General features: G+C 44.8%; 32 protein-coding genes. 8 read left to right on the forward strand and 24 right to left on the reverse strand.

Going from position 1 to position 20,188, the window contains the following annotated elements; translation table 11 throughout:
- The first annotated feature begins 158 nt into the window (after positions 1-158).
- Both MJ595_RS19990 and MJ595_RS19995 read left to right on the forward strand, forming a co-directional pair.
- Complete coding sequence (locus MJ595_RS19990; RefSeq protein WP_263079850.1) at positions 159-398, forward strand: DNA-binding protein; 240 nt, start codon at positions 159-161, stop codon at positions 396-398.
- Positions 385-801: a type II toxin-antitoxin system VapC family toxin gene (locus MJ595_RS19995; protein ID WP_263079852.1), complete on the forward strand. Its 417-nt coding sequence runs from the start codon at positions 385-387 to the stop codon at positions 799-801. Before MJ595_RS19990 ends, MJ595_RS19995 begins: the two co-directional genes overlap by 14 nt.
- Before the next feature lie 82 nt (positions 802-883).
- Here the strand turns inward: MJ595_RS19995 and MJ595_RS20000 are convergent, their stop codons facing one another.
- Complete coding sequence (locus tag MJ595_RS20000) at positions 884-1,291, reverse strand: hypothetical protein (RefSeq protein ID WP_263079853.1); 408 nt, start codon at positions 1,289-1,291, stop codon at positions 884-886.
- Between the two features lie 77 nt (positions 1,292-1,368).
- Positions 1,369-1,686 carry a hypothetical protein gene (locus MJ595_RS20005; RefSeq protein ID WP_263079854.1) on the reverse strand — a complete coding sequence of 106 codons (318 nt, stop codon included), beginning with the start codon at positions 1,684-1,686 and terminating at the stop codon, positions 1,369-1,371.
- A gap of 16 nt (positions 1,687-1,702) precedes the next feature.
- Here MJ595_RS20005 and MJ595_RS20010 point away from each other — a divergent pair, with 16 nt between their 5' ends.
- Entirely contained in the window at positions 1,703-1,846 is a 144-nt protein-coding gene (locus MJ595_RS20010; RefSeq protein WP_263079855.1) for a hypothetical protein, read from the forward strand.
- Between the two features lie 185 nt (positions 1,847-2,031).
- Here MJ595_RS20010 and MJ595_RS20015 read toward each other — a convergent pair whose 3' ends face one another.
- The 4 genes from MJ595_RS20015 to MJ595_RS20030 all read right to left on the reverse strand — a co-directional run bounded on the left by MJ595_RS20015 (position 2,032) and on the right by MJ595_RS20030 (position 4,458).
- The gene (locus tag MJ595_RS20015) at positions 2,032-2,319 is read right to left on the reverse strand and encodes a putative addiction module antidote protein (protein ID WP_263079856.1); all 288 of its coding nucleotides are present in this window, start codon (positions 2,317-2,319) and stop codon (positions 2,032-2,034) included.
- Positions 2,312-2,617 carry a type II toxin-antitoxin system RelE/ParE family toxin gene (locus MJ595_RS20020; protein WP_263079859.1) on the reverse strand — a complete coding sequence of 102 codons (306 nt, stop codon included), beginning with the start codon at positions 2,615-2,617 and terminating at the stop codon, positions 2,312-2,314. The genes MJ595_RS20015 and MJ595_RS20020 overlap by 8 nt, the downstream gene beginning before the upstream one ends.
- 115 nt (positions 2,618-2,732) lie before the next feature.
- Entirely contained in the window at positions 2,733-3,587 is an 855-nt protein-coding gene (locus MJ595_RS20025; protein WP_263079861.1) for a transposase, read from the reverse strand.
- A gap of 277 nt (positions 3,588-3,864) precedes the next feature.
- Positions 3,865-4,458, reverse strand: a complete 594-nt coding sequence (locus MJ595_RS20030) for a GDP-mannose 4,6-dehydratase (RefSeq protein WP_263079862.1) — start codon at positions 4,456-4,458, stop codon at positions 3,865-3,867.
- Between the two features lie 216 nt (positions 4,459-4,674).
- Between MJ595_RS20030 and MJ595_RS20035 the strand changes: the two genes are divergently transcribed.
- Both MJ595_RS20035 and MJ595_RS20040 read left to right on the forward strand, forming a co-directional pair.
- Positions 4,675-5,007, forward strand: a complete 333-nt coding sequence (locus tag MJ595_RS20035) for a type II toxin-antitoxin system RelE/ParE family toxin (RefSeq protein ID WP_263079863.1) — start codon at positions 4,675-4,677, stop codon at positions 5,005-5,007.
- Between the two features lie 5 nt (positions 5,008-5,012).
- Complete coding sequence (locus MJ595_RS20040; RefSeq protein ID WP_263079864.1) at positions 5,013-5,336, forward strand: transcriptional regulator; 324 nt, start codon at positions 5,013-5,015, stop codon at positions 5,334-5,336.
- A 184-nt stretch (positions 5,337-5,520) separates the two neighbouring features.
- Here the strand turns inward: MJ595_RS20040 and MJ595_RS20045 are convergent, their stop codons facing one another.
- From MJ595_RS20045 to MJ595_RS20080, 8 genes are all read right to left on the reverse strand, one after another.
- The gene (locus MJ595_RS20045) at positions 5,521-5,784 is read right to left on the reverse strand and encodes a DUF2442 domain-containing protein (RefSeq protein ID WP_263079865.1); all 264 of its coding nucleotides are present in this window, start codon (positions 5,782-5,784) and stop codon (positions 5,521-5,523) included.
- A complete protein-coding gene (locus MJ595_RS20050; RefSeq protein ID WP_263079866.1) occupies positions 5,777-6,043 on the reverse strand; it encodes a DUF4160 domain-containing protein in 267 nt (88 codons plus the stop codon). Before MJ595_RS20050 ends, MJ595_RS20045 begins: the two co-directional genes overlap by 8 nt.
- A gap of 194 nt (positions 6,044-6,237) precedes the next feature.
- Positions 6,238-6,567 (reverse strand): hypothetical protein, encoded by a 330-nt coding sequence (locus MJ595_RS20055; RefSeq protein WP_263079867.1) that lies wholly within the window; start codon positions 6,565-6,567, stop codon positions 6,238-6,240.
- A 117-nt stretch (positions 6,568-6,684) separates the two neighbouring features.
- Positions 6,685-7,844 (reverse strand): IS3 family transposase gene (locus MJ595_RS20060; protein ID WP_263079868.1). Its coding sequence is split into 2 segments (ribosomal slippage): positions 6,685-7,574 and positions 7,574-7,844, totalling 1,161 coding nucleotides; the frame shifts between segments, so codons are not numbered across the junction.
- A gap of 53 nt (positions 7,845-7,897) precedes the next feature.
- Positions 7,898-8,311 carry a glycosyltransferase gene (locus MJ595_RS20065; RefSeq protein WP_263079870.1) on the reverse strand — a complete coding sequence of 138 codons (414 nt, stop codon included), beginning with the start codon at positions 8,309-8,311 and terminating at the stop codon, positions 7,898-7,900.
- 89 nt (positions 8,312-8,400) lie between these two features.
- Positions 8,401-8,952 (reverse strand): WcaF family extracellular polysaccharide biosynthesis acetyltransferase, encoded by a 552-nt coding sequence (locus MJ595_RS20070; RefSeq protein ID WP_263079872.1) that lies wholly within the window; start codon positions 8,950-8,952, stop codon positions 8,401-8,403.
- Positions 8,949-9,851 carry a glycosyltransferase family 2 protein gene (locus MJ595_RS20075; protein ID WP_263079873.1) on the reverse strand — a complete coding sequence of 301 codons (903 nt, stop codon included), beginning with the start codon at positions 9,849-9,851 and terminating at the stop codon, positions 8,949-8,951. Before MJ595_RS20075 ends, MJ595_RS20070 begins: the two co-directional genes overlap by 4 nt.
- A gap of 36 nt (positions 9,852-9,887) precedes the next feature.
- A complete protein-coding gene (locus MJ595_RS20080; RefSeq protein WP_263079044.1) occupies positions 9,888-11,363 on the reverse strand; it encodes a hypothetical protein in 1,476 nt (491 codons plus the stop codon).
- A gap of 227 nt (positions 11,364-11,590) precedes the next feature.
- Here MJ595_RS20080 and MJ595_RS20085 point away from each other — a divergent pair, with 227 nt between their 5' ends.
- Positions 11,591-12,424 carry a transposase gene (locus MJ595_RS20085; RefSeq protein ID WP_263079874.1) on the forward strand — a complete coding sequence of 278 codons (834 nt, stop codon included), beginning with the start codon at positions 11,591-11,593 and terminating at the stop codon, positions 12,422-12,424.
- Between the two features lie 30 nt (positions 12,425-12,454).
- Here the strand turns inward: MJ595_RS20085 and MJ595_RS20090 are convergent, their stop codons facing one another.
- From MJ595_RS20090 to MJ595_RS20135, 10 genes are all read right to left on the reverse strand, one after another.
- Complete coding sequence (locus MJ595_RS20090; protein ID WP_263079875.1) at positions 12,455-12,787, reverse strand: type II toxin-antitoxin system RelE/ParE family toxin; 333 nt, start codon at positions 12,785-12,787, stop codon at positions 12,455-12,457.
- Positions 12,784-12,999 carry a hypothetical protein gene (locus MJ595_RS20095; RefSeq protein ID WP_263079876.1) on the reverse strand — a complete coding sequence of 72 codons (216 nt, stop codon included), beginning with the start codon at positions 12,997-12,999 and terminating at the stop codon, positions 12,784-12,786. The genes MJ595_RS20090 and MJ595_RS20095 overlap by 4 nt, the downstream gene beginning before the upstream one ends.
- Positions 13,000-13,419: 420 nt before the next feature.
- The gene (locus tag MJ595_RS20100; RefSeq protein ID WP_263079878.1) at positions 13,420-13,755 is read right to left on the reverse strand and encodes a nucleotidyltransferase domain-containing protein; all 336 of its coding nucleotides are present in this window, start codon (positions 13,753-13,755) and stop codon (positions 13,420-13,422) included.
- 3 nt (positions 13,756-13,758) lie between these two features.
- Positions 13,759-14,187 carry a nucleotidyltransferase substrate binding protein gene (locus MJ595_RS20105; protein ID WP_263079879.1) on the reverse strand — a complete coding sequence of 143 codons (429 nt, stop codon included), beginning with the start codon at positions 14,185-14,187 and terminating at the stop codon, positions 13,759-13,761.
- Between the two features lie 274 nt (positions 14,188-14,461).
- The gene (locus MJ595_RS20110) at positions 14,462-15,745 is read right to left on the reverse strand and encodes a UDP-glucose/GDP-mannose dehydrogenase family protein (protein ID WP_263322550.1); all 1,284 of its coding nucleotides are present in this window, start codon (positions 15,743-15,745) and stop codon (positions 14,462-14,464) included.
- Between the two features lie 268 nt (positions 15,746-16,013).
- Positions 16,014-16,403, reverse strand: a complete 390-nt coding sequence (locus tag MJ595_RS20115; protein ID WP_263079881.1) for a hypothetical protein — start codon at positions 16,401-16,403, stop codon at positions 16,014-16,016.
- A gap of 70 nt (positions 16,404-16,473) precedes the next feature.
- Entirely contained in the window at positions 16,474-16,791 is a 318-nt protein-coding gene (locus MJ595_RS20120; RefSeq protein ID WP_263079882.1) for a UPF0175 family protein, read from the reverse strand.
- 325 nt (positions 16,792-17,116) lie between these two features.
- Positions 17,117-17,281 (reverse strand): hypothetical protein, encoded by a 165-nt coding sequence (locus MJ595_RS20125; protein WP_263079883.1) that lies wholly within the window; start codon positions 17,279-17,281, stop codon positions 17,117-17,119.
- A gap of 39 nt (positions 17,282-17,320) precedes the next feature.
- Positions 17,321-18,508, reverse strand: coding sequence for an AAA family ATPase (locus MJ595_RS20130; protein WP_263079884.1), 1,188 nt, complete (start codon positions 18,506-18,508; stop codon positions 17,321-17,323).
- 91 nt (positions 18,509-18,599) lie between these two features.
- Positions 18,600-19,100, reverse strand: a complete 501-nt coding sequence (locus tag MJ595_RS20135) for a hypothetical protein (protein ID WP_263079886.1) — start codon at positions 19,098-19,100, stop codon at positions 18,600-18,602.
- A gap of 301 nt (positions 19,101-19,401) precedes the next feature.
- Here MJ595_RS20135 and MJ595_RS20140 point away from each other — a divergent pair, with 301 nt between their 5' ends.
- Together MJ595_RS20140 and MJ595_RS20145 are read left to right on the forward strand one after the other, a co-directional pair.
- The gene (locus tag MJ595_RS20140) at positions 19,402-19,836 is read left to right on the forward strand and encodes a nucleotidyltransferase substrate binding protein (RefSeq protein WP_263079887.1); all 435 of its coding nucleotides are present in this window, start codon (positions 19,402-19,404) and stop codon (positions 19,834-19,836) included.
- A complete protein-coding gene (locus MJ595_RS20145) occupies positions 19,811-20,179 on the forward strand; it encodes a nucleotidyltransferase domain-containing protein (RefSeq protein WP_263079888.1) in 369 nt (122 codons plus the stop codon). Before MJ595_RS20140 ends, MJ595_RS20145 begins: the two co-directional genes overlap by 26 nt.
- Positions 20,180-20,188 lie beyond the last annotated feature (9 nt).

A 20,188-nucleotide genomic window follows, 5' to 3' on the forward strand; every position in this document is an offset into this window, starting at 1 on the left:
TCTATACCCTAAAGAAATAAACAAAGAGCTATAAAAATAGAACAGCTTTATTGCTTGTCAAGAATCAAGACCTGACACTAATCTTCTCCCCTTGATTATTTGCAAGAAATGATATCATTGCTATCATTTAAAAAGGAGATCATCATAGCAGGCAAAAAATGGCAAATCTTATCGTAAGAAATATTGAAAAAGACATTGTTGATGCCCTGAAAGCCCAGGCTGGTAAAAATGGCCGAAGTGCAGAGGCAGAGCATCGCCAGATTCTGAAAATGGCCCTGCTAGCCCCTAAAAAACGGAGCTTTGCAGAAGTACTACAGGATATCCCCGATGTAGGCAACGACTCTGATTTTGCCCGGGTTCAGGATCAAGCAGGATCAGACCAAGATGTATTTGATTGATACCAATATCATCAGCGAGACCCGAAAAAAAAACAGGGCCAATCCAGGGGTTATTGACTTTTTTAAAAGAGCCAGAAAGCAGTCTACCCCCTTATTTCTCAGTGTTATCACTATTGGGGAACTGCGAAGAGGTGTAGAAAAAATCAGGCATAGAAAAGATTACCAGCAAGTCGCCCAGCTAGAAGCCTGGTTGAACACAGTAGTGACCGAGTACAGGGATCATATTCTCGATTTTGGGCTTGAAGAAGCGCAGGTATGGGGCCATTTAAGAGTGCCCCACTATGAAAACGCCATTGATAAACAAATAGCAGCCATTGCCCTCACTACCGACTTGACTATTGTAACCCGAAATACCAATGACTTTATAACAACGGGCGCTAAGATGTTAAACCCTTTTGTTTAGGCCGTTGCCGGACGTCAAGAATCAAGACCCGACCCCGGTTTTCCCTTGTATCGCGGGGCGAACCATATATGACCCTAGCTTCTTACAGGTTGATTCTATAAATGAAAGCATCTTCTATAAACTGGCCATTTATAGCTTCCCTTGAAATACGCTCTTTTGAAATATGCTCTCTCTTGTCACAGACATTGGTAAGTGCTTGCAACATTTTATCTGAATTATCTGTGACACTAATATCGCTAAGCGACAGAGTTAACTCCTTATCGTTAATATCCTTCAATGCATCAAGCACTTTTTTATAATATTTTCTTGGCCCTTCTGACTTAACTAACTCTGATGCAAAAAACAAACGCCATACTCTTTCTTCCGGATCGTACAGCCAGAATGTTGAAGAAACCTGAGCATCATTTTTATCCAGCGTGTTGAGAAGCACTTCACCGACAGAAATCATATCATCTGTCAAATTATCTCTTACCAGAATTTCTCTAGCCATTGCAACACTCCTGCCTCTTCATCATTAATAGCTTTAATTAAATCACAAGCTTTACCCTTTGTGATGTTTACTTGATATCATGCAGTTTCTTTCCAGTCTTTAATAATAGCCCAGTTCAACCTGAAGGCTTCACTCTCCTGTTCCTCTATTTTGAGTTTTTGCTTGAGTCCCGCAATAGTAACAAGTTCAGTTAACCTGTGAGTATGACTATCCTGAGCCAGCTTTTTATTGGGGAAGTCTAAAGCTTTCACTTGCCTACAAATACAGGCCTTTAAAGCACACTCAACAGAGTAACCAGCAAGATAATATGCACCACTGTACTCATCGCACTCCAATAGCTTTATAGCTTCTCTTATCCTTATCCAAGATAAGCTCTCTAACTCAGCTTTATTCATATAGCTAAGGCTACTCATGAAACTGCTTGAGTTATTAAAAGTAGCTGGTTTTGATCTTGGCATGCAAAAGCTCATAAAAAACTGGGAGCAAGTCTTGGATGTGACATCTCAACGTCAGGAATCAAGACCTGACCCCGGTTTTCCGGGTCAGGGTCCGTAGAGGCCGAAGACTTGATGAGGTGGGAGTGAGCGGATTCCATCAGGGCCAGAGGCGATTGTGACCTCACCCCAAGGCCGGATATATGGAAGCATTACTCTTTAACTGTCATTGTGAAAACTTTTCCTTGCATCGCGGGGCGGACTATATATGACCCCGGTTTTTGACCCGGTTTTCCTAGTTTACACCTATATTGACTTTCCAATCTTCAATGTAATACCAAGAGCTGCACACACCACCAGCAACGTTTTTAAACTCGGATTACCCTGCTCACTAAGGGCTCTGTACAGGCTCTCCCGTGATAGTCCTGTTGCCTTCGCAAGGTCACTCATTCCTTTTGCTCTTGCTACCACACCAAGCGAATCCGCTATAAAACCTGCATGACCGGTTGCTACCGCTTCATCTATATAGTGTTGAATAGCCTCATCGTCATCCAGATATTCAGCCGGATCGAAGTTAGTTATTTTTTCACTCATTTTCTGACCTCCATTCTTTGTAGAGCGCTTTGGCTAACTCTATTTGCTTTTGCTGATCCTTCTTCTGACTTCCACAAAGCACAATAACCAGCTCATCACCCTGCTGCGTAAAATAGACCCGATAACCCTTACCTGTGTCAACCCTCAGTTCACTGAGCCGTCCGCCAACCGGTTTTACATCACCGAAAAGCCCGAACGCCAAGCGTTTTATTCGGGATAGTATCGATGATTTAGCCTTCGGGTCTTTGACCGTCTTAATCCACTGTTTAAAAGCATCATGCTGCTTTACTTCTATCATAGGCTTAAATGTAGCTTAAAAACTACAGCACCGCAAATTCAAATCTATGACCTACAAGAAAGGCAAAAATGGTGTCAATAACAAAAATGGTGTCAGGTCTTGATTCTTGAACAGGCTATTTTTCTTCTGGTCGCTGCCGGGTAATCATCTTACTTACCGTTGAATAATGAAGCCCGAAAAAATCAGCAATGGCCTTTTGGGTATAACCACCAGAATTAAACGCTGCACAGACAGCCGCCTCTGCCGGTTCATAACCTTTTTGATAATAAGTTAATGGCTTGGCAGGCTTACGGCGCTGCTTATGGGGCACTTCTGAAAGAGTCTCACGAGTGATGGGCTTCTCAATATGCTGTTGCTGCTCTTCCACAAACTGATCGTCACCGAGATAGATCTGCTGCTTGAGATTTAACCAGATATTAATACCCACACCCTGCAACACAAACGCAGTAAAGCGCTCGCAGGCCTGCTTATGGTCATGGGAAAATTGCAGCAACATGGCATCAGTAGCCAGCCAGTCCGGAGAGGGAAGCTCACCCAGGGTATAAAGGTAACTGCTCCACTGCCATTCGTCAGGGCGATTGACCATACGAGCCCATACAGGGTTCAACACAACATAGCGACTTAATTCTAGAAGGTATGCAGATTTATCAACAAGAATCCCTTTGTAGCGACCCTGAAACAGATGCCCAACCCGCCCATAACGGCGGTTAAACTTCAGCGTATAAACACCATTCAACTGTCGCATACCGGCAGAGAGATTACCGTTGGGTGTTTCCACCACCACATGATAATGGTTGGACATCAGGCACCAGGAATGAATCACCCAGTGAAATCGCTCGCAGACCTCAGCCAGTACATCGAGAAATAGCTCAAAATCGGCTCCTTCACGATAAATAGCCTTACGCTCATTCCCCCGTGAAGTTACATGGTAAAGCGCACCTGCATACTCTATCCGCAGAGGTCTGCTCACGTCTATACCCCAAAGAAATAAACAAAGAGCTATAAAAATAGAACAGCTTTATTGCTTGTCAAGAATCAAGACCTGACCCTGGCTTCTCTGATCAAACGATTAAACAAAAGAAGTAATAAAAGTAGAACAGGATTTTGGGGTGTCAAGAATCAAGACCTGACCCCGGTTTTTTGTTTAACGGTTTTTAACGGTTTTTAACGGTTTTTAATAGTGCAGGCTTTCCTAATAATCAATCCGCAATGGTCTGCTCACACAACCCCTTATTCTTATCAAATGATTAAACAAAAGAAGTAATAAAAGTAGAACAGGTTTTTGGGGTGTCAAGAATCAAGACCTGACCCCGGTTTTCTCCACGGTAGTTAACGGTGATCCAGTAGGCATACATTTTAGCAACAGCATAAGGGGAGCGAGGGTAGAACGGTGTGGTTTCTTTCTGTGGAATCTCCTGAACCAGACCGTACAGCTCAGAGGTAGACGCCTGATAAAACCGTGTCTTTTTCTCCAGTCCCAGAAAGCGAATGGCTTCCAGCAGTCTCAGAGTACCCAGAGCATCTACATCAGCAGTGTATTCAGGGGATTCAAAAGAAACCGCCACATGGGACTGTGCCGCCAGGTTATACACCTCATCAGGCTGAACTTCCTGAATAATACGGGTCAGGTTAGAGCTATCGCTCAAATCCCCGTAGTGCAGCTTAAAATTCTGGTTTTCCATATGAGGATCTTCATAAATATGATCCACACGTTCTGTGTTAAAGGAAGAAGCACGGCGTTTAATGCCGTGTACTTCATAGCCTTTTTTCAACAGAAACTCAGCCAGATAAGAGCCATCCTGGCCAGTGACGCCGGTGATTAATGCTACTTTTTTAGTCATTGGTTTACCTTACGAGGGGTTAACCACGGAGCACACGAAGTACACAAAGGAAGAAAAAGCTTTTCTTTGTGCTCTTTGTGATCTCTGTGGTTTAAAAACACAAATTAATGCGCGGTGTACAGTGCAAGGCCTGAAAACCCCACTACCTTAAACCTGCATCAGAAAAATAAGCTGGCTAGAATATTGACAATAGTAACATATAGGTTACCTTTAACTATGACACTGAAAGTGGTCGAGTACATTCAGCCTGATGGCAAAAGCCCTTATGCTACATGGTTTAACGCCCTGCCAGCTCAGGCAGCCGCCAAAGTGGCTACAGCCCAAATAAGGCTGGAAAGGGGCCTTACCTCATCGATCAAATGGTTCGCAGGGCTGGGAGAGTACAGAATCAACTGGGGTAAAGGACTCAGAATCTACCTTGCCAAAGACGGTGATGAGCTGATTGTACTGCTGGGTGGTGGAGATAAATCGTCGCAAAAACAAGACATCATCAAAGCAAAAGCACTGTTGAGCGAATACAAACAACGCAAAACCCAAAAACAGGTATAACTATTATGCCCTTAACCCGAGACTACAAAGAAACATTGCTGGAACGGGCACAACAAGACCCGGCGTTTGCCCAGGCGCTGCTTGATGAAGCCATTGGCCTGTTCCTTAACGGTGACCCGGTCACCGCTCGCATTGTGCTACGAGACCTGGTCAATGCCACCATGGGTTTTGAGGATCTGGCACAGCAAACAGAAAAAACCAGTAAAAGTCTCCACCGAATGCTGTCCGACCGGGGCAACCCGACGATGGACAACCTGGCCAAAATATTCACCGCCCTGCGACAAGCATTGAATGTTGATATCGTTGTGCATGTAGAGACAGCAGCCTGAAGGTTAACCACGGAGCACACAAAGAACACAAAGAAAAGCGTTTTCTTCCTTTGTGTACTCCGTGTGCTCTGTGGTTCAAAAAAAATTAGTGATGACGCTGACCCGCCAGGCCGTGATGGCGAGCCTTATTCTTGAATAAAAACTCAGAAATCTTACGGGTATTTTTTACAGCCAACACCATTTACTAAGCCGCGGGCTTCACCAGTTTGCCTTTAGCCTCAAGCTTCTTATAAAGACTCCTGCCACTGAACTCCAGACCATTCGGCCAGCAAAGAGCCCCTAGCTCCAGAAAAAAACGTTGAAAAAAAACAGTGTCTCCCAACGCATTGGTCAGACTGGTTTTTTGTGCCAGAACTTCATGGAAATCCATAACCCCAAAACTACCATCAGAAAAGTGCAGCTTAATCTCCACACCAGACTGGTAAACCGCTCGAGTTATTTTAATCATTATCAGCTCCCGCTATACGCTCAAGTGGCTCGAGATTAATAGCCTTTCTCCAGTTTTCTTCCAACTCAGACCGATGAGATAAACACCACTCACCAACAAGCTTTGCTGCTTTTTTGGGTAAGTGGCCTTCCATAACATGACCAGTGGATATATCTACCAGCGCTTCATGCCCTTGATATGCTGCATGAATATGAGGAGGGGCATGGTCTGCATGGTACATCCGGATATAAATCCCGAAAAAACTGGATATCACTGGCATCACAGTACTCTGTTTTAGGCACGATTATAGCCGTCAGGTTAGCCCAACCTCTAGCACGTATCAATCAACTAAACCGGAAATTTTTCATGATGAAAGCCCTGACCAAGGGTTCCTTAACCACGGAGCACACGAAGTACACAAAGGAAGAAAAAGCTTTTCTTTGTGCTCTTTGTGATCTCTGTGGTTCAAAAAAATTAGTGATGACGCTGACCCGCCAGACCGTGATGGCGAGCCTTATTCTTGAATAAAAACTGAGGAATCTTACTGGCGTTTTTCATAAACAAGGCCCGTGACCCGCCAACCTCATTCACCTTCAGCGCCCGATAATCTTCACGACTTTTATGGATAATGTTCTTTAGGGAGCGGTTACTGGCACCACCTACCCGCATACGAACCAGCACTTCAGGAATATAATGGGTCGTTACTCCGTGCCGTCCCAGATAGCGCAGCATTGAATCATAATCTGCCGCAATTTTGTAGTTAAGGTCAAAACCACCAAACTTTTCATAACAGCTGCGTTTCATATAAAAAGTAGGGTGTGGTGGCATCCAGCCCCGGGCCAGTTTCTTGCGACAATAATCACCGCTTTTCCAGTAACGGATAATCTGGCTTGATCTGGCAAGAGTTTTCCGGACACTTTTTTACGCTGCCTCGGCAATTTTCTGTTCATATTTGAAAGGTGCCAGGTAGCCATTACCAGAGTGTTTTCTCTGGCGGTTATAATAGACCTCAATGTATTCAAAAACTGCCTGCTTCGCCTCTTCCCTTGTCTGGAAGTCTTCATGGTGAACAAGCTCAGCTTTCAGCGTATGGAAGAAGCTCTCTGCCACCGCATTATCCCAGCAATTTCCCTTACGGCTCATACTGCAAATAAAGCCATTTTCTTTCAGCAATTTCTGATAGCTTTCCGAGACATACTGGCTGCCCCTGTCACTATGTACCAGCAGCCCTTCTGTTGGCCTCCGCTTCCACATAGCCATCACAAGGGAGTCAGTGACCAGTGATGCCGTCATGCGATCTCTCATAGACCAGCCAACCACAGCCCTCGAATGCAAATCAATGAATACGGACAAGTACAGCCAGCCCTCCCGGGTACGAATATAGGTAATGTCTCCCGCGTAAGCCTCATTGGGCTGCTCCCGTTTGAAATTGCGGTTCAGCAGATTCTCGGCCACCGGCTTGTTATGGCGGGAGTCTGTTGTTGCCTTGAACTTGCGCTTTGTTTTGCAAACAATGCCTTCCTCCTTCATTAGGCGACTGATTCGTTGACGGCTAACGTTTTTACCCTGATCAGCAAGATCGTCTTTTATACGGCGCTCACCATAACGCTGGCGGTGTTTTTCATGTATCACGCGGATATCTGCCTTCAATGCACGGTCTTCCTGACTTCGGTTCGATTCTGGACGAGAGCACCAGTCATAAAAGCCTGTGGTCGATACAGACATAACCCGACACATGGCAGTAATACTGAAGCGCTCCTGGTTGTCCTTAATGAACTGAAATTTCAGAGACTTTCTCTTGCAAAGAAGGCTGCCGCCTTTTTTAAAATAGCATGCTCCTCTTTGAGTATTTTCAGCTCTTTACGCAAACGTTTCACTTCATCATACACATGCTCATCATTTTTCCTGGGCTGATTAGCCACCTTATGGCGGTGGTACTTTGTTATCCAGGTATGCAGGGTATTCGCATTAACCCCAAGCTCCTGAGCAGTTTCAGTCACTGGCTTATCTGATTCAACTGCCAGCTTCACAGCAGATTCCTTGAACTCAGCAGTGTAATTTTTTACTTTCTTTTCCGACATGCTTCACACCTTAGTAGGGTTTCAAGATTACCCTTGTTTGTGTGTCCGGAAAACTATAACCACTTCAGGCTGGTGTCTTCCTTGTTGACATAAACAAGGTCGCCGTAAACGGAATCGACCTTGTTTTTCTGGAAGGCTTTAGCTACTCGTTTCAGGCTGTTTTTATCCTGAAATAGATCATCGGAGTGCATAAACCCGACTATGTCGCCGGTGGCGTGTTTTACACCTTTGTTCAGGGCATCGTAAATGCCCTTGTCGGGTTCACTGATAAGGGTATGGATTTTTTTGCCGTATCCTTTGAGTAATTCAAGGGTACCATCGGTGGAGCCGCCATCGATCACTACCAGCTCTATGTTTTTATAGGTTTGGCTTAGGGTTGAGTCGATGGAGCTGGCGATGGTGTTTATGTTGTTGTAGACGGCAGTGACTATGGATATTTTGGGATTTTTCATGGTTTTTTTAACCACAAAGACACGAAGGCACAAAGGTTTCTTTTTTTAAACCCTGTAAACAGGATTTGTTTATAAAAAACTTTGTGTCTTTGTGCCTTTGTGGTTCAACAAGAAATGGTTCTTTGGCGTTTGAGGATGGCAGGGTTGCCCTGATAGATACCGGAGGCTTCAAGGTCTTTGGTGGCAACAGAGCCTACAGAAAGAATACTGTGTTCATTTAAGGTAACACCAGGACAGACTGTGGCTTTAGCTCCAACCCAGCTACCTTGTTTAATGTGAATAGGCTTGATAATTAGGTCAAACGTAGATTTACTAAAATCATGGTTGCCGGTTAGAAGATAAGCTCCCTGAGAGATACAGCAGTGATCCTCAATAGTGACTTGCGCAAGGTTATCAATCCAGCATTGCTCACCAAGCCAAACAAAATTACTAATAGTTAAAAACCAGGGGTATTTGACCTTGCAACCTGGCTTTATAACTACTCCTTTGCCAATATTTGCGCCGAAAAGTCTTAACAAACTTACTTTTATACGATTAGGAATAGGAAGAGAATGTTCAAAAAAAGCAAAGGAAGTAATGATCCATAAAAGTATTTTTAATTTCCCAGCAGGCTGATACCAGCTGTTGTTATAACTTGAAAGATTTACAGCATTCATATGTCAATACCATAATCATCTTTAAGACAAGCTTTAATGGCTTCTTTGTTTTTACCTGCTTTACGGTAAATGTCATAAATTTTGGCATCGACAAGGAACCGATACCAAAAGCCCTGAAGGAAATGCCATATCATCCCTTTTTTTCCGTCTAGAAAGCCCAGCCGAACAAAATATCTATATATAAAGTATAGGAATGGTCTAATAAATAAAGGCATATTCGCATATTTTACTTTTAACCAGCGCTTCCTCTCTTCTTGGCTTCCAAAAAGCTTTGCATCAACCTCATCATAATCTAAAAAGTTAAAAATGATATTCAATATATCAACCACTTCTCTGGTCGCATAATTGTTATGCTTGGTAGTCCACCAAGTTAAATTATTTAAGTTGTCGTCCACAATGTCATGATCAAAGTTAACGGATGTTCCTTCCGTTAGTTTGATATGCTCATCCATCCAGCGTTTTTCACAAAAACCTTTTTTATGACGCCATAAGCGCAGAAGCCATGTGGGATAATATGCGCCATTTTTTATCCACTTATCCATAAAATGGACGCGCCGCTTTACATACACACCGTTTGTGTTTTCAGGCAATGAGGCGATTTTTAATTTTATTTCATTTGCAAGTTCTTCTGTGACATATTCATCAGCATCCATTCTCATTACCCACTCGGTATCGATTGGGCAGTTATCAAGACCCCAGTTGTATTGCTCTGAGTAGTTTATCCATTTGTTTTGGTAGACTTGTGCGCCCAGTGATTTTGCGATTTTTACAGTTTCGTCTGTTGAGTATGAATCTACAACGAATACGTTAACCCCAATACTCTTTAAAGAAGTTATACATCTCTCAATGTGTTTTTCTTCATTGTAAGAAAGGATTAAAGCAGATACTTTGGTTGTCATTAACAAAAATGGGTGAAAGTCTCATATTGACCACAACTAAACACTGCCACCTTTCTCTGGGAATGGTATGACATTGCTTGTAGCAGCCTTGGTGACTTTCCCGCAATAAGTTGCAGCAAATAACTTCCAGCCATTTTCAAACCAGTGGCTCTGAACTAATGACCGAAGCGTCAATACGCCCTGACCACCCGGATTTCGCCAGCGCATACCTGAGCACTTCATCCGCTGGGTAACCAAGGTTTTACAGGCTGCCTCTACCACACCAGAGCCGATCGGAAGGTTATTCGACAAGTGTTCAGCATAGCGCATACGCTGGCGATTTTTTCTGAAATACTCCAGCTCGGTCTTTAATTTTGAGCGGCGCGGATGCTTTTTATGCTGATAAGCCAGGGCTTTAATAATGCGCTCAACCCCATCGAGTTCCTCTTTTAGGACGTGTCGGTAAGTGACAAACTTTTCTTTGGACTTGATGCTGTTTTCTCCATAAGCCTGGTCAAATGCTTTCTTCAGGTGATCGGCTGCGTGGTAGTAATCAATAACCTCAACACCCGCTGGTAGTTCCTGGGAAAGGTATGACCAGTTGTCCTTGGCGCCATCAGCGACTTTGACCAGTGACAGCTGTGGCTTTTGTCGCAACGCTTCTTGCAATAGTGCTGACAAAGACTGCTTGAGTGTGAGTTTTTTAGTTTCTGGCATTCGTCCTATGCGGACTGTTGATAAACGCTCCCCCTGTTGATCGTAAAACGACAAAGTTCCGCAACTGGCCTCCTTGCAACCTGTTGGCCCTTGAGTCCGTTTGCCTTCAGAAGCGCTCCTGGCTCGCTTTTCTACTCGTTTGCCATCTTTCATGGGCAGCATAACGCCATCCAGGGAGGCGGCTACTGTGACCGCATTGGTGGGCACGTTAAGTTTCTCAATAAGCATCTCTTCAAAAGGCTCACGGTGCTGTTCCCACTGAGTATTAAATTGCCTGGGGAAACGAGCAAGACTGCTTTCTGAGGGAGACATACCTCCCATGAGATCAAGGAGGCTTTTTGCTTCACCGGGAGACATTTGAGCAACAACCCAGGCAGCTTGCTTTGCAGCCCGAGGCGTCCAGAAGCCTTCCACGATCCCGGCTTTCAACTCCATGGGCACGATACACGGCTCTTTGCCGTTACGGTAAAGTGTTCGCATAACCCGGACTGAACCAACCGCTGTCTGGTAGGTTTTATAACTGCGCAACACCTGCTTATAAGTGATCCCGCTGACCTCAATAGCTGGGGTATCAATATCAAGCTCAGCCAGCGCCTCTGCTAAAAAATCTTGCTGAGCTTGATTAAAGAGAGCATTAACGGTCTGCTCAAACTCTTCAAAGTGCCTGATAGGATTGCCAGACTCTCGCAGAGCCTGCAATTGGTGGCCTAACCGTTGAATCGCATCACAAGAAATGGTGGCGGCTTCAGTCCGTAGCTGACATACTTCCATGGGGCGGCCTCTCACTGGCAAGGTGTTGTGTGCTATCAACATCATACCTGTGATTGGCTGCCTTCTGTTTAAGCATTGAAAAAATAGCTGCCTACTACTTTCCCCGGTTGGCAAGCTGAAGAAGCTCGGTCAATTTGAGACTTTCACCCACAAAAATCCAGTGAAATGTTAGTCTATATCCCCTTAAAAATCAGGGTCAGGTCTTTCATTGTGCATTGTTAATTTTATGGTCTACCTTTTCAACTCCATCAATAAAAATGAAGTGTTTAAAAATGAGCAGACCCCTACGAATTCAGTACGCTGGTGCGTTATATCATGTCACATCCCGTGGTAATGAGCGCAAGGCTATTTACCGTGAAGATGCAGATTTCTGTTTGTTTCTCGATACTCTTGCAGACGTGTGTGAACAGTTTAACTGGGTCATTCACTCATTCTGCCTGATGACTAACCATTACCATCTGGTAGTAGAAACACCGGATGCGAATCTTTCCCAGGGGATGCGACAGCTTAATGGCGTGTACACAGTCAGGTTTAACCGGAAGTACGGCAGGGTCGGTCATCTTTTTCAGGGTCGCTATAAGGCCATTCTTGTGGATAAAGAGGCTTACCTTATGGAGTTGAGCCGGTATGTAGTGTTAAACCCGGTTAGAGCCAAAATGGTCAAGTCGCCTGATGGATGGCCGTGGAGTAGTTACTGCTATACCTCTGGGCTGTTAGATTCACCACAATGGCTGGCAACAGATGCCACGCTTCGCTATTTTGGTAGCGACCGTGATGAAGCCATTGTCAAATTTACCCGGTTTGTTGCCGAGGGGGTTGGCGTTAATATTTGGGAACATCTTAAACAGCAGATCTATTTGGGCGACGATAATTTCATTAATGATCAGTTGGCCTATAAACCCAAAGGCAAGAGTGCTCTTTCTGAAGTGCCCCATAAACAGAGGCGAAAAACGGCACCACCACTCAGCTATTTTCTGAAAGAAACCAGTCAGCGTGATGAGGCTATTGTTTCTGCCTATCAATCCGGCTGTTATAGCCTTACTGAGATTGCTGATTATGTTGGCCTACACTATACAACCATCAGTAGAATCGTTCGAAAGCGCTGAAAATGAAAAAACGGAGCTAATGCAATCAGCTCAAGATAGAACTTTATCTACAATAGACTGTATTTCACCAGTAGAAATATCAGCCTGCTCAGTCTTGCTGTAGAGGGTGATGAGTATAGTTTCTTGCCTGGTTTTTAGATAATAGATAACACGATAGCCACCTCTTTTGCCCCGGTTAGCATCACTGTTTTTTAATCGCACTTTGTATAGAATTGCACCCGATATTTGCAGGCGGTCACCCGGCGTTTTTCCATCAACCAGCTCGTCCAGTAAGGGCTGAATATCTGCACGTAAACTGCGGTATTTTTTTGATAGCCTGGCCAGTGATCGTTTAAATTCCGGAGTAAAAAACAGGTTATTCAATGGTCTAGCCCTTTCCACAGGTCTTCTACCGGCTTATAGTGGCCTTCAAGCGCTTCTTCCCATCCTTTTTTAAAGGAGTCTTCAGCACTACCTAGTGACACGCTTTCTCGGAAAGTATGCACTATAGTAAGTAATGCTGGGAGGTACTCCCCTGGAATTTTACTGATTTCTTCTTCTAGCAGTTGGTGCACTTTCGCATCATTTTTTTCCACGACCTAACCCTTATAAAAATTCCTGTTAACCCAAGTCAAGAGCTTAGCTTCAAGGGGAAATAGGTGTCAACAAAGTCAGAAAACGAGGTGAAAACGGGTCAGGTCTTGGTACTTGAACCCCACCCCACATTCTACAGAGCGACACGAAAAAACTCAGTGCCTCTGTGTCTCCGTGGCAAAAAAATCACCGCCCAATAGCAGAATAAACAAACCCTTTCCGCTTCATCATTGCCGGATCAAAAAGATTTCTACCATCAAACAGCACAGCCTCATTCAATAATTCAGCCATCAGCTCAAAATCAGGAGCCCAAAAACCGGGGTCAGGTCTTGATTCTTTACACCGCCCCGCCTTTAACCCACATTCTACAGGACACTACCCAAAAATCCTTGTGCCCTTTGTGTGTGCTGTGGTTCAAAAAATCAACAACGATAAAAAGTAACACCCACACGCCGAACATGGTCAATTAATGCCGGGTTTTCAAGGGACGCCCTATCTGATAAATCAATCGTGTAGGGCAGCATCAGCTCATCCAATGCTTCATCAATACAATTAACGGTGGTTAAGCCCAGGGGCTGCTGGTCAACGCCGACCAGTGTCAGATCTATGTCTGAGCCATGGCGATAGTTACCCATAGCGCGGGAACCATAGAGAATCACTTGGGAAATAACAGGGAACTGCCTGAAAACATTGCGTATTTTTTCGATGTCATCGGGTTTCAGTCCCCACGGCTGGTTTGGTTGACTTTCCATCGTCATGCATTACTCCTCACCGTTAGCCAGGCGTTTTGTTAGCGTTTTTTCCAATGCCACATAAGCTGGGTAATACTGAGAGAGTATTTTCTGGCCAATTTCCCTGGCAACTTCCTCACGGTAAGTGTGGGAGGTCAGGTTACGGCTTTTGATCATATCCATCCAGGTATCACCCTCAGTTATCAACTCAGTTTTAAAAGCGGCACGGGTCGCGTCCCGTGAGCCAATGATCTGGTTGATGCCTTGATAGGTCAGAAAATCTTTCAGGGTATTCCAGGCGAGTTCATGGGTAAATTCAAACCCCTGAATCACGCCCTGCCGCTCAAGATCAGTCAATGTTCGCTGCTGTGCAAGTTCAACGGCACTTTTCAGGCTGGCAAGGGCTTTTCTGAAATTTTCAAATCGCTGCACCCAACGAACATCTTGCTGTTCTGTCATTATTGGCCCCAACTTTTGCCTGTGTTCTGTTTTATACGCGAAAATACGTTTGACTAACGCCAGCCTAACTATAGGTTGATTAACTGTCAAAAAAACCGAAAAGAAGGCCGGGGTCATGTCTTTATTCTTGACCACTAACCCCATCACATAAAACCAGTAAAACCAGGGTCAGTTCTTGTGGAAACGGGGCAGGTCTTGGTACTTGAACCCCACCCCATATTCTACAGAGCGACACGAAAAAACTCCGTGCCTCTGTGTCTCCGTGGCAAAAAAATCACCGCCCAATCGCAGAATAAACAAACCCTTTCCGCTTCATCATTGCCGGATCAAAAAGATTTCTACCATCAAACAGCACAGCCTCATTCAATAATTCAGCCATCAGCTCAAAATCAGGAGCCCAAAACTGCTTCCACTCAGTACAAATCACCAGTGCATCTGCACCCTTTAGCGCGGCCTGGCGAGTACCACAAAGCTGAAGGTCATCACGAACGCCATAAATACGCTGTGCTTCTTCCATGGCTTCCGGATCGTAAGCCTGAACTTTTGCACCACGTTCCCAAAGCGCTTCCATCAATACACGGCTTGGGGCATCACGCATATCATCGGTGTTAGGTTTGAAGGAAAGTCCCCAGATGGCAAATGTTTTGCCAGCCAAGTCGCCTTTATAGTGACCACTGATTTTGTTAAACAGCACTTCTTTTTGTTTAGCATTACGATTTTCAACCGCACGTAACATCAGCGGTTCAAAATCAATTTCTTCCGCAGTGCGCTTCAATGCCTGAACATCTTTCGGAAAGCATGAGCCACCATAACCACAGCCTGGGTAGATAAAGTGGTAACCAATACGGGGGTCAGAGCCAATACCCTGGCGCACCATTTCAATATCAGCACCCAGTTTTTCGGCCAGGCCAGCCATTTCGTTCATGAAACTGATTTTAGTGGCCAGCATGCAGTTAGCCGCATACTTGGTCAGCTCTGCACTTTTAACGTCCATAAAGATCATACGATCATGGTTACGGTTAAAGGGTGCATAGAGTTCACGCATGGTATCAATCACATCGTCGCTGTCGGTTCCAACAACAATACGATCAGGTTTCATGCAGTCATTAACGGCTGCACCTTCCTTCAGGAATTCAGGGTTAGAACAGATATGGAAGGGATGATCTACACCACGGGAAGCCAGTACTTCAGCCACTTTGGCTTTTACTTTATCGCCTGTACCGACGGGGACTGTGGACTTGTCCACGATGATCTTGTGGTCGTTCATATGGGTAGCGATGGTCTCTGCTACAGCCAATACATATTGGAGATCCGCAGAACCATCTTCATCCGGTGGTGTACCTACGGCGATAAACTGGATTTTGCCATGCTCAACACCTTCCTGAGCGTTGGTGGTGAAATGCAGACGACCAGCTTCATAATTTTCCTTAACCAGAGGTTCCAGACCCGGCTCATAGATGGGGATGATGCCTTTTTTCAGGTTATCCACTTTGCTTTGGTCGATATCGACACAAACAACATCATGGCCCACTTCGGCCAGTACCGCAGCCTGAACCAGACCTACCTAGCCAATACCAAAAACAGTGACTTTCATTATTACTCCTTTTTATTAACCACAGAGATCACAAAGATCACAGAGAAAAGCTTTTTTATTTAAAAGAAAGAAAACTTTGTGCTCTTTGTGTGCTTTGTGGTTCAAAAAATTAAACGGTTTGATCTATAAGGAACTAAGAAATGATGAAGAAATGCCGGGGTTATTCCCCAGCTAGCGCTAATGTCTGGTCTATCAGCGCTTTGGAGTAGCGATAACCATGGGACTGTAACTGTTAAAATGCCGGTTTAAGCTCAGTGAGCAACCCTGTTTGTTTTGCCTGAATTAGTAGGGCCAGACTGCCGGTAATAGCGATATTCATTTGTCGTGCTGTGGCCCGACCCAGTTTTTCGTCAATCAAGAGCCAGGCATTCATTTTTTTTGCCAGATAGATCGCTTGAGACTCCCCAGGGTCAAGGCAAAGGTTGAGCCGCTGAATAACATCATCACTGGGTTGGTCTGGCTTAACCTGAATAAGCCCTTCATCTATTGCGGCAGCAATAGCATGGCTGCCGGGTGCATTGGTTTTTATCAGGCATTCTTTTCTCACTGTTTCAGGTATCCAGACCGCTTTTGCAAGGGTGGGTAACACCGCAAACACATCAAGAATACCCAGCGCGATCAAAGGGCTGCTATCCGAATAACCAGTGGTTTTAAGGTTTTTTGCTTCTGGGGCACGGGGTGTCTCCTGTGAGTTAGCCCAGTATATCCAGATCACTGTCTAATTCATCAGGCGAGTAATCAACGGCCTCAATCCCCATTAACCCAATGATTTGTATAAATTCAGCCAATGGTTTGTTGGCTATGCGTGCTGCTTTTGCCAATGTGATGGCCTGATTCTTGTAAAGTTGCACAGCGAGATTGACAGCAACCCCTTGCTCTAGTAGCTCTTGCGTGAAAGGTACGCCAACCATCAGCGGTGTGTCGCGCTTGGTGATGACCGCCAGCTGACCTGCTTCAGCGGTGCGGCTGAAATCACCGCTGCGCTCACGAAGGTCTCTTATGCCAAACATTTCCATCGCTATTATTTCAACCCGTTTTGCTATGCTGTGTACACATAAGATAGCGCATAATTAAACGGTTTTTAAGAAAACCAGGGTCTTGTGCATCTAAACCCAATACCAATAGCCTACTTCTGCCAGTACAGCAGCCTGAACCAGACCAACGTAGCCAATACCAAAAACGGTGACTTTAATTATTACTCCTTTTTATTAACCACAGAGATCACAAAGATCACAGAGAAAAGCTTTTTTATTTAAAAGCAAAGAAAACTTTGTGCCCTTTGTGTGCTTTGTGGTTCAAAAAATTAAACGATGTGCAAGCAGCCCATCATATGATTTACAGACTTTCTTGAACCTGCTCAATATAACGATGAACACCAGAGATGAACTGTTGAAAACTGACTGATGTATTACGCTCAAGAGAAAGATGAGGCGCTATTGAGCGGGTTCCAGCCATTTTCCGATAGCCTGATACCAGCTTCTTGATTTCTTCCCAATACAATTTTTGCAGAGGACTCTTCGAGTAAGAACACCAGTTGTGTCATCGGGGGTCGACTCCCTCAAACAGTCCCTGTTTCCAGAGGGCTCCAGGGAGATCACCCCCTTTGATCAGGCTTGCCAGTAAGGTATTGTCTGCTGCCCGCTCTATGGTTGTGACACCGTCTTTTTTTCTGAGCCAGAAAATTTCATCCAGGTGAATACTGTTGAGCATATCGGGTGAATGGCTGGAAACCATGACTTGCCCGCCGCTCTCAGCGTAGCCCCGGAATTCTTCGGCCAGCTCTGGCATCAGGCTGGGGTAGAGCTGATTTTCAGGTTCTTCGACACACAATAGCGGGTGTGGCGATGGGTCATGCAGCAGCAGCAGGTAGGCGAACATTTTGATGGTGCCATCGGAAACATAGCGTGCGATAAAGGGGTCTTTAAAGCTGCCATCCTGAAATTTCAGGACAATCCGGCCATCATCGGTTTCTACGGCTTTAACATCTTTGACCCCTGGTACTCGCTGTTTCATTTTTTCCAGTACTTGGGCAAAAATATCCGGGTGTTGTTCATATAAGTACTGGGCGACCAGTGCAGTGTTATCGCCTCGTGAGGAAAGGTGCTCTGCATAGCCGGCATCCATGGAGGGACGGGCTTCATTGATATGAAAGTCAGAGACATGCCAATTCTCGATTAATTGCCGGAAACCATTGGCGGCCTTAAAGCGCTGAAACTGGCCAAGCCCTTTAACGGCCAGAATATCCGGGCTATCAAGCGTTTGTTCTTCCCGGTCTAGTTCAGAATCTTTTTTATTGAAATCCTCCTCATTCAGAATGGCGTAGCCTGAACCGTTTCTGAAATCAAGAAAATGGTAAGGTGAGCCATAACTGCCACGTTTATAGCGGAGGACTTCCCGGGTGATGACCGGGCGATTATTTTTCAGGCAAATTTCCAGAAGGTAGGTCACCAGCCGTTCAACACCGCTGATCTCCATGCGGAACTGCAGGGAAAATTTAATGGGTTGATCCGTATGGCCACGGGTGACGACTTCCTTAAAGCCCCCGCGTTTTTGTAGTGCCTGGCGAACATTGCCGGTGAGTGCATCCTTGAGAAAACCAAAGAAATCAAATAGCGTACTCTTACCACTGCCATTAGCACCTACAAACACACACAGCCCCGGCATATGTTTAAGCTGCACATGTTGAAATACCCGATAATTTTTAATGGTCAGGGACTCAATTTTCACAAGCAGTGTCCGTCATTTTTTGTTGGGAGTTTATTGTAGCCAGCATAACATGTATTGCCATGGTTGATTTGGGCCGCTGTGACAATAAAAATCAAACCGTTTGATCTTTATAGATATGCTTTTCTTTCGGCTGATGAGTCAGATGATCAGCCATACCACGTTCGGCCAGTTTGTCTTTACTGTGGCTATAACGGGCAAAGAGCTTGCCTTTTCGAATGGGGTTTCGTTCACCACGAAAAAACTGAATAATCTGGCTAAGACGAAAGGCATGAATAACAGCCTTATAATAAATACCGCAAACACCCAGGAAAGCCACTAGCTGAACCCAGTCCGGTGCTTCGGCATAATGAAGTGCGATGCCCAGAATATGGAACAGGCCGCCTACTACAATAATAATGGCCAGGGTTTGTCTTGGTGTGAATCCGGCATGCAAAAGAATATGATGCACATGGGTACGATCCGGCTTTAATGGGCTTTGCCCCTTTTTAATACGGCGGTGAATATTTCCTTTAGTTAACCGAAATTTTCCTTTAGTTAACCGAAAAAAATGAACGCCTAGTAGTTTTCCTTTAGTTATCCGAAAAAATGACAAAAAAATAGATTTTTATTTTCCTTTACCTGGCAAAGTTAGCCGAAATTCTATTTCATTAAACATAGATCAGGTTTATAGATGGTCAATAATAACAACGTGACCTGGTTGTCCAGCCCGACAAAAAAACAAACCAAGTTGTATTCTACTCAACATTTACGAGAACGTTTCATCCCAACAAAGCTCTTTTTTCATAGAGGATACCAACGAACATTCAGCAGTACCAAGACCTAAAGGGTACAGTAGCTCGGAAGTTTAGAGTAATTAAGGTATACTGACAGGCTAAGATGATAAGGGCCTATTCATGACTATCGACACTACTTTTTTCCAGCGCTGTATTGATACGCTGGGCAAAGCCTGCCAAATGCTCGATAGCAGTGAGAGAGACAGTATCGAATACGATATGTACCGCTCAGCCTGTGTGAAAGAGTTTGAAATTATTCTGGAGCAAGCAGGCAAACTATTAAGAAAATGCCTTAAAGATTTTGCCCATAGTCCCAAGGCAGTAGACCGGTTAGTGTTTAAGGAGGTTTTTCGTCAGGCAGCTCAGCACGGTTTACTGAGCCTGGAAGAAACAGAGCGCTGGCTTGTTTACCGGGACAATCGCAACAACACCGCTCATGACTATGGCAAAAAATTTGCGGAAGAGACCAGGGCATTGCTTCCCGACTTTATTACTGATGCTCAAATGCTGGAAAACAACATAAGAGCTCATGTACAAAGGCTCGCAGATGATTGACCTGAGAAAAAAAGATCGCTTGGCCATCTGTCAGCTGGCTGAAAAAACCTTTCCTGCCGGAACTGAAATCTGGGCTTATGGCAGCCGGGTGAAAGGCACCAACCATGAAACCAGTGATCTGGATCTCGTCGTACACTTTCCCCAAACGCTGAACAAAACAGAAAGCTACAGCCTACTGGCGGACTTTATCGAAGCTCTTCGGGAATCCACTATCCCTATCATTGTCCAGGTCATGGCCTGGCAGGGTATACCGGATCATTTTAAAGACAATATTCAAAGCCACTATCAGGTGCTATGGCCTGAAGCCAATGATGAAAAACTGTCGACATTAAACAAGGGGTAGCTATTTTGA

It is taken from the genome of Endozoicomonas sp. Mp262, assembly GCF_025643335.1.
In the GTDB taxonomy this organism is placed as follows: domain Bacteria; phylum Pseudomonadota; class Gammaproteobacteria; order Pseudomonadales; family Endozoicomonadaceae; genus Endonucleibacter.

Coding starts and splice junctions, on each gene's coding strand:
- MJ595_RS19990 (WP_263079850.1), top strand. CDS start 159: ATGGCAAATCTTATCGTAAGAAATATTGAAAAAGACATTGTTGATGCC.
- MJ595_RS19995 (WP_263079852.1), top strand. CDS start 385: ATGTATTTGATTGATACCAATATCATCAGCGAGACCCGAAAAAAAAAC.
- MJ595_RS20000 (WP_263079853.1), bottom strand. CDS start 1,291: ATGGCTAGAGAAATTCTGGTAAGAGATAATTTGACAGATGATATGATT.
- MJ595_RS20005 (WP_263079854.1), bottom strand. CDS start 1,686: ATGAATAAAGCTGAGTTAGAGAGCTTATCTTGGATAAGGATAAGAGAA.
- MJ595_RS20010 (WP_263079855.1), top strand. CDS start 1,703: ATGAAACTGCTTGAGTTATTAAAAGTAGCTGGTTTTGATCTTGGCATG.
- MJ595_RS20015 (WP_263079856.1), bottom strand. CDS start 2,319: ATGAGTGAAAAAATAACTAACTTCGATCCGGCTGAATATCTGGATGAC.
- MJ595_RS20020 (WP_263079859.1), bottom strand. CDS start 2,617: ATGATAGAAGTAAAGCAGCATGATGCTTTTAAACAGTGGATTAAGACG.
- MJ595_RS20030 (WP_263079862.1), bottom strand. CDS start 4,458: ATGACTAAAAAAGTAGCATTAATCACCGGCGTCACTGGCCAGGATGGC.
- MJ595_RS20035 (WP_263079863.1), top strand. CDS start 4,675: ATGACACTGAAAGTGGTCGAGTACATTCAGCCTGATGGCAAAAGCCCT.
- MJ595_RS20040 (WP_263079864.1), top strand. CDS start 5,013: ATGCCCTTAACCCGAGACTACAAAGAAACATTGCTGGAACGGGCACAA.
- MJ595_RS20045 (WP_263079865.1), bottom strand. CDS start 5,784: ATGATTAAAATAACTCGAGCGGTTTACCAGTCTGGTGTGGAGATTAAG.
- MJ595_RS20050 (WP_263079866.1), bottom strand. CDS start 6,043: ATGCCAGTGATATCCAGTTTTTTCGGGATTTATATCCGGATGTACCAT.
- MJ595_RS20055 (WP_263079867.1), bottom strand. CDS start 6,567: ATGAAACGCAGCTGTTATGAAAAGTTTGGTGGTTTTGACCTTAACTAC.
- MJ595_RS20070 (WP_263079872.1), bottom strand. CDS start 8,952: ATGAATGCTGTAAATCTTTCAAGTTATAACAACAGCTGGTATCAGCCT.
- MJ595_RS20075 (WP_263079873.1), bottom strand. CDS start 9,851: ATGACAACCAAAGTATCTGCTTTAATCCTTTCTTACAATGAAGAAAAA.
- MJ595_RS20080 (WP_263079044.1), bottom strand. CDS start 11,363: ATGATGTTGATAGCACACAACACCTTGCCAGTGAGAGGCCGCCCCATG.
- MJ595_RS20085 (WP_263079874.1), top strand. CDS start 11,591: ATGAGCAGACCCCTACGAATTCAGTACGCTGGTGCGTTATATCATGTC.
- MJ595_RS20100 (WP_263079878.1), bottom strand. CDS start 13,755: ATGACGATGGAAAGTCAACCAAACCAGCCGTGGGGACTGAAACCCGAT.
- MJ595_RS20105 (WP_263079879.1), bottom strand. CDS start 14,187: ATGACAGAACAGCAAGATGTTCGTTGGGTGCAGCGATTTGAAAATTTC.
- MJ595_RS20120 (WP_263079882.1), bottom strand. CDS start 16,791: ATGTTTGGCATAAGAGACCTTCGTGAGCGCAGCGGTGATTTCAGCCGC.
- MJ595_RS20140 (WP_263079887.1), top strand. CDS start 19,402: ATGACTATCGACACTACTTTTTTCCAGCGCTGTATTGATACGCTGGGC.
- MJ595_RS20145 (WP_263079888.1), top strand. CDS start 19,811: ATGTACAAAGGCTCGCAGATGATTGACCTGAGAAAAAAAGATCGCTTG.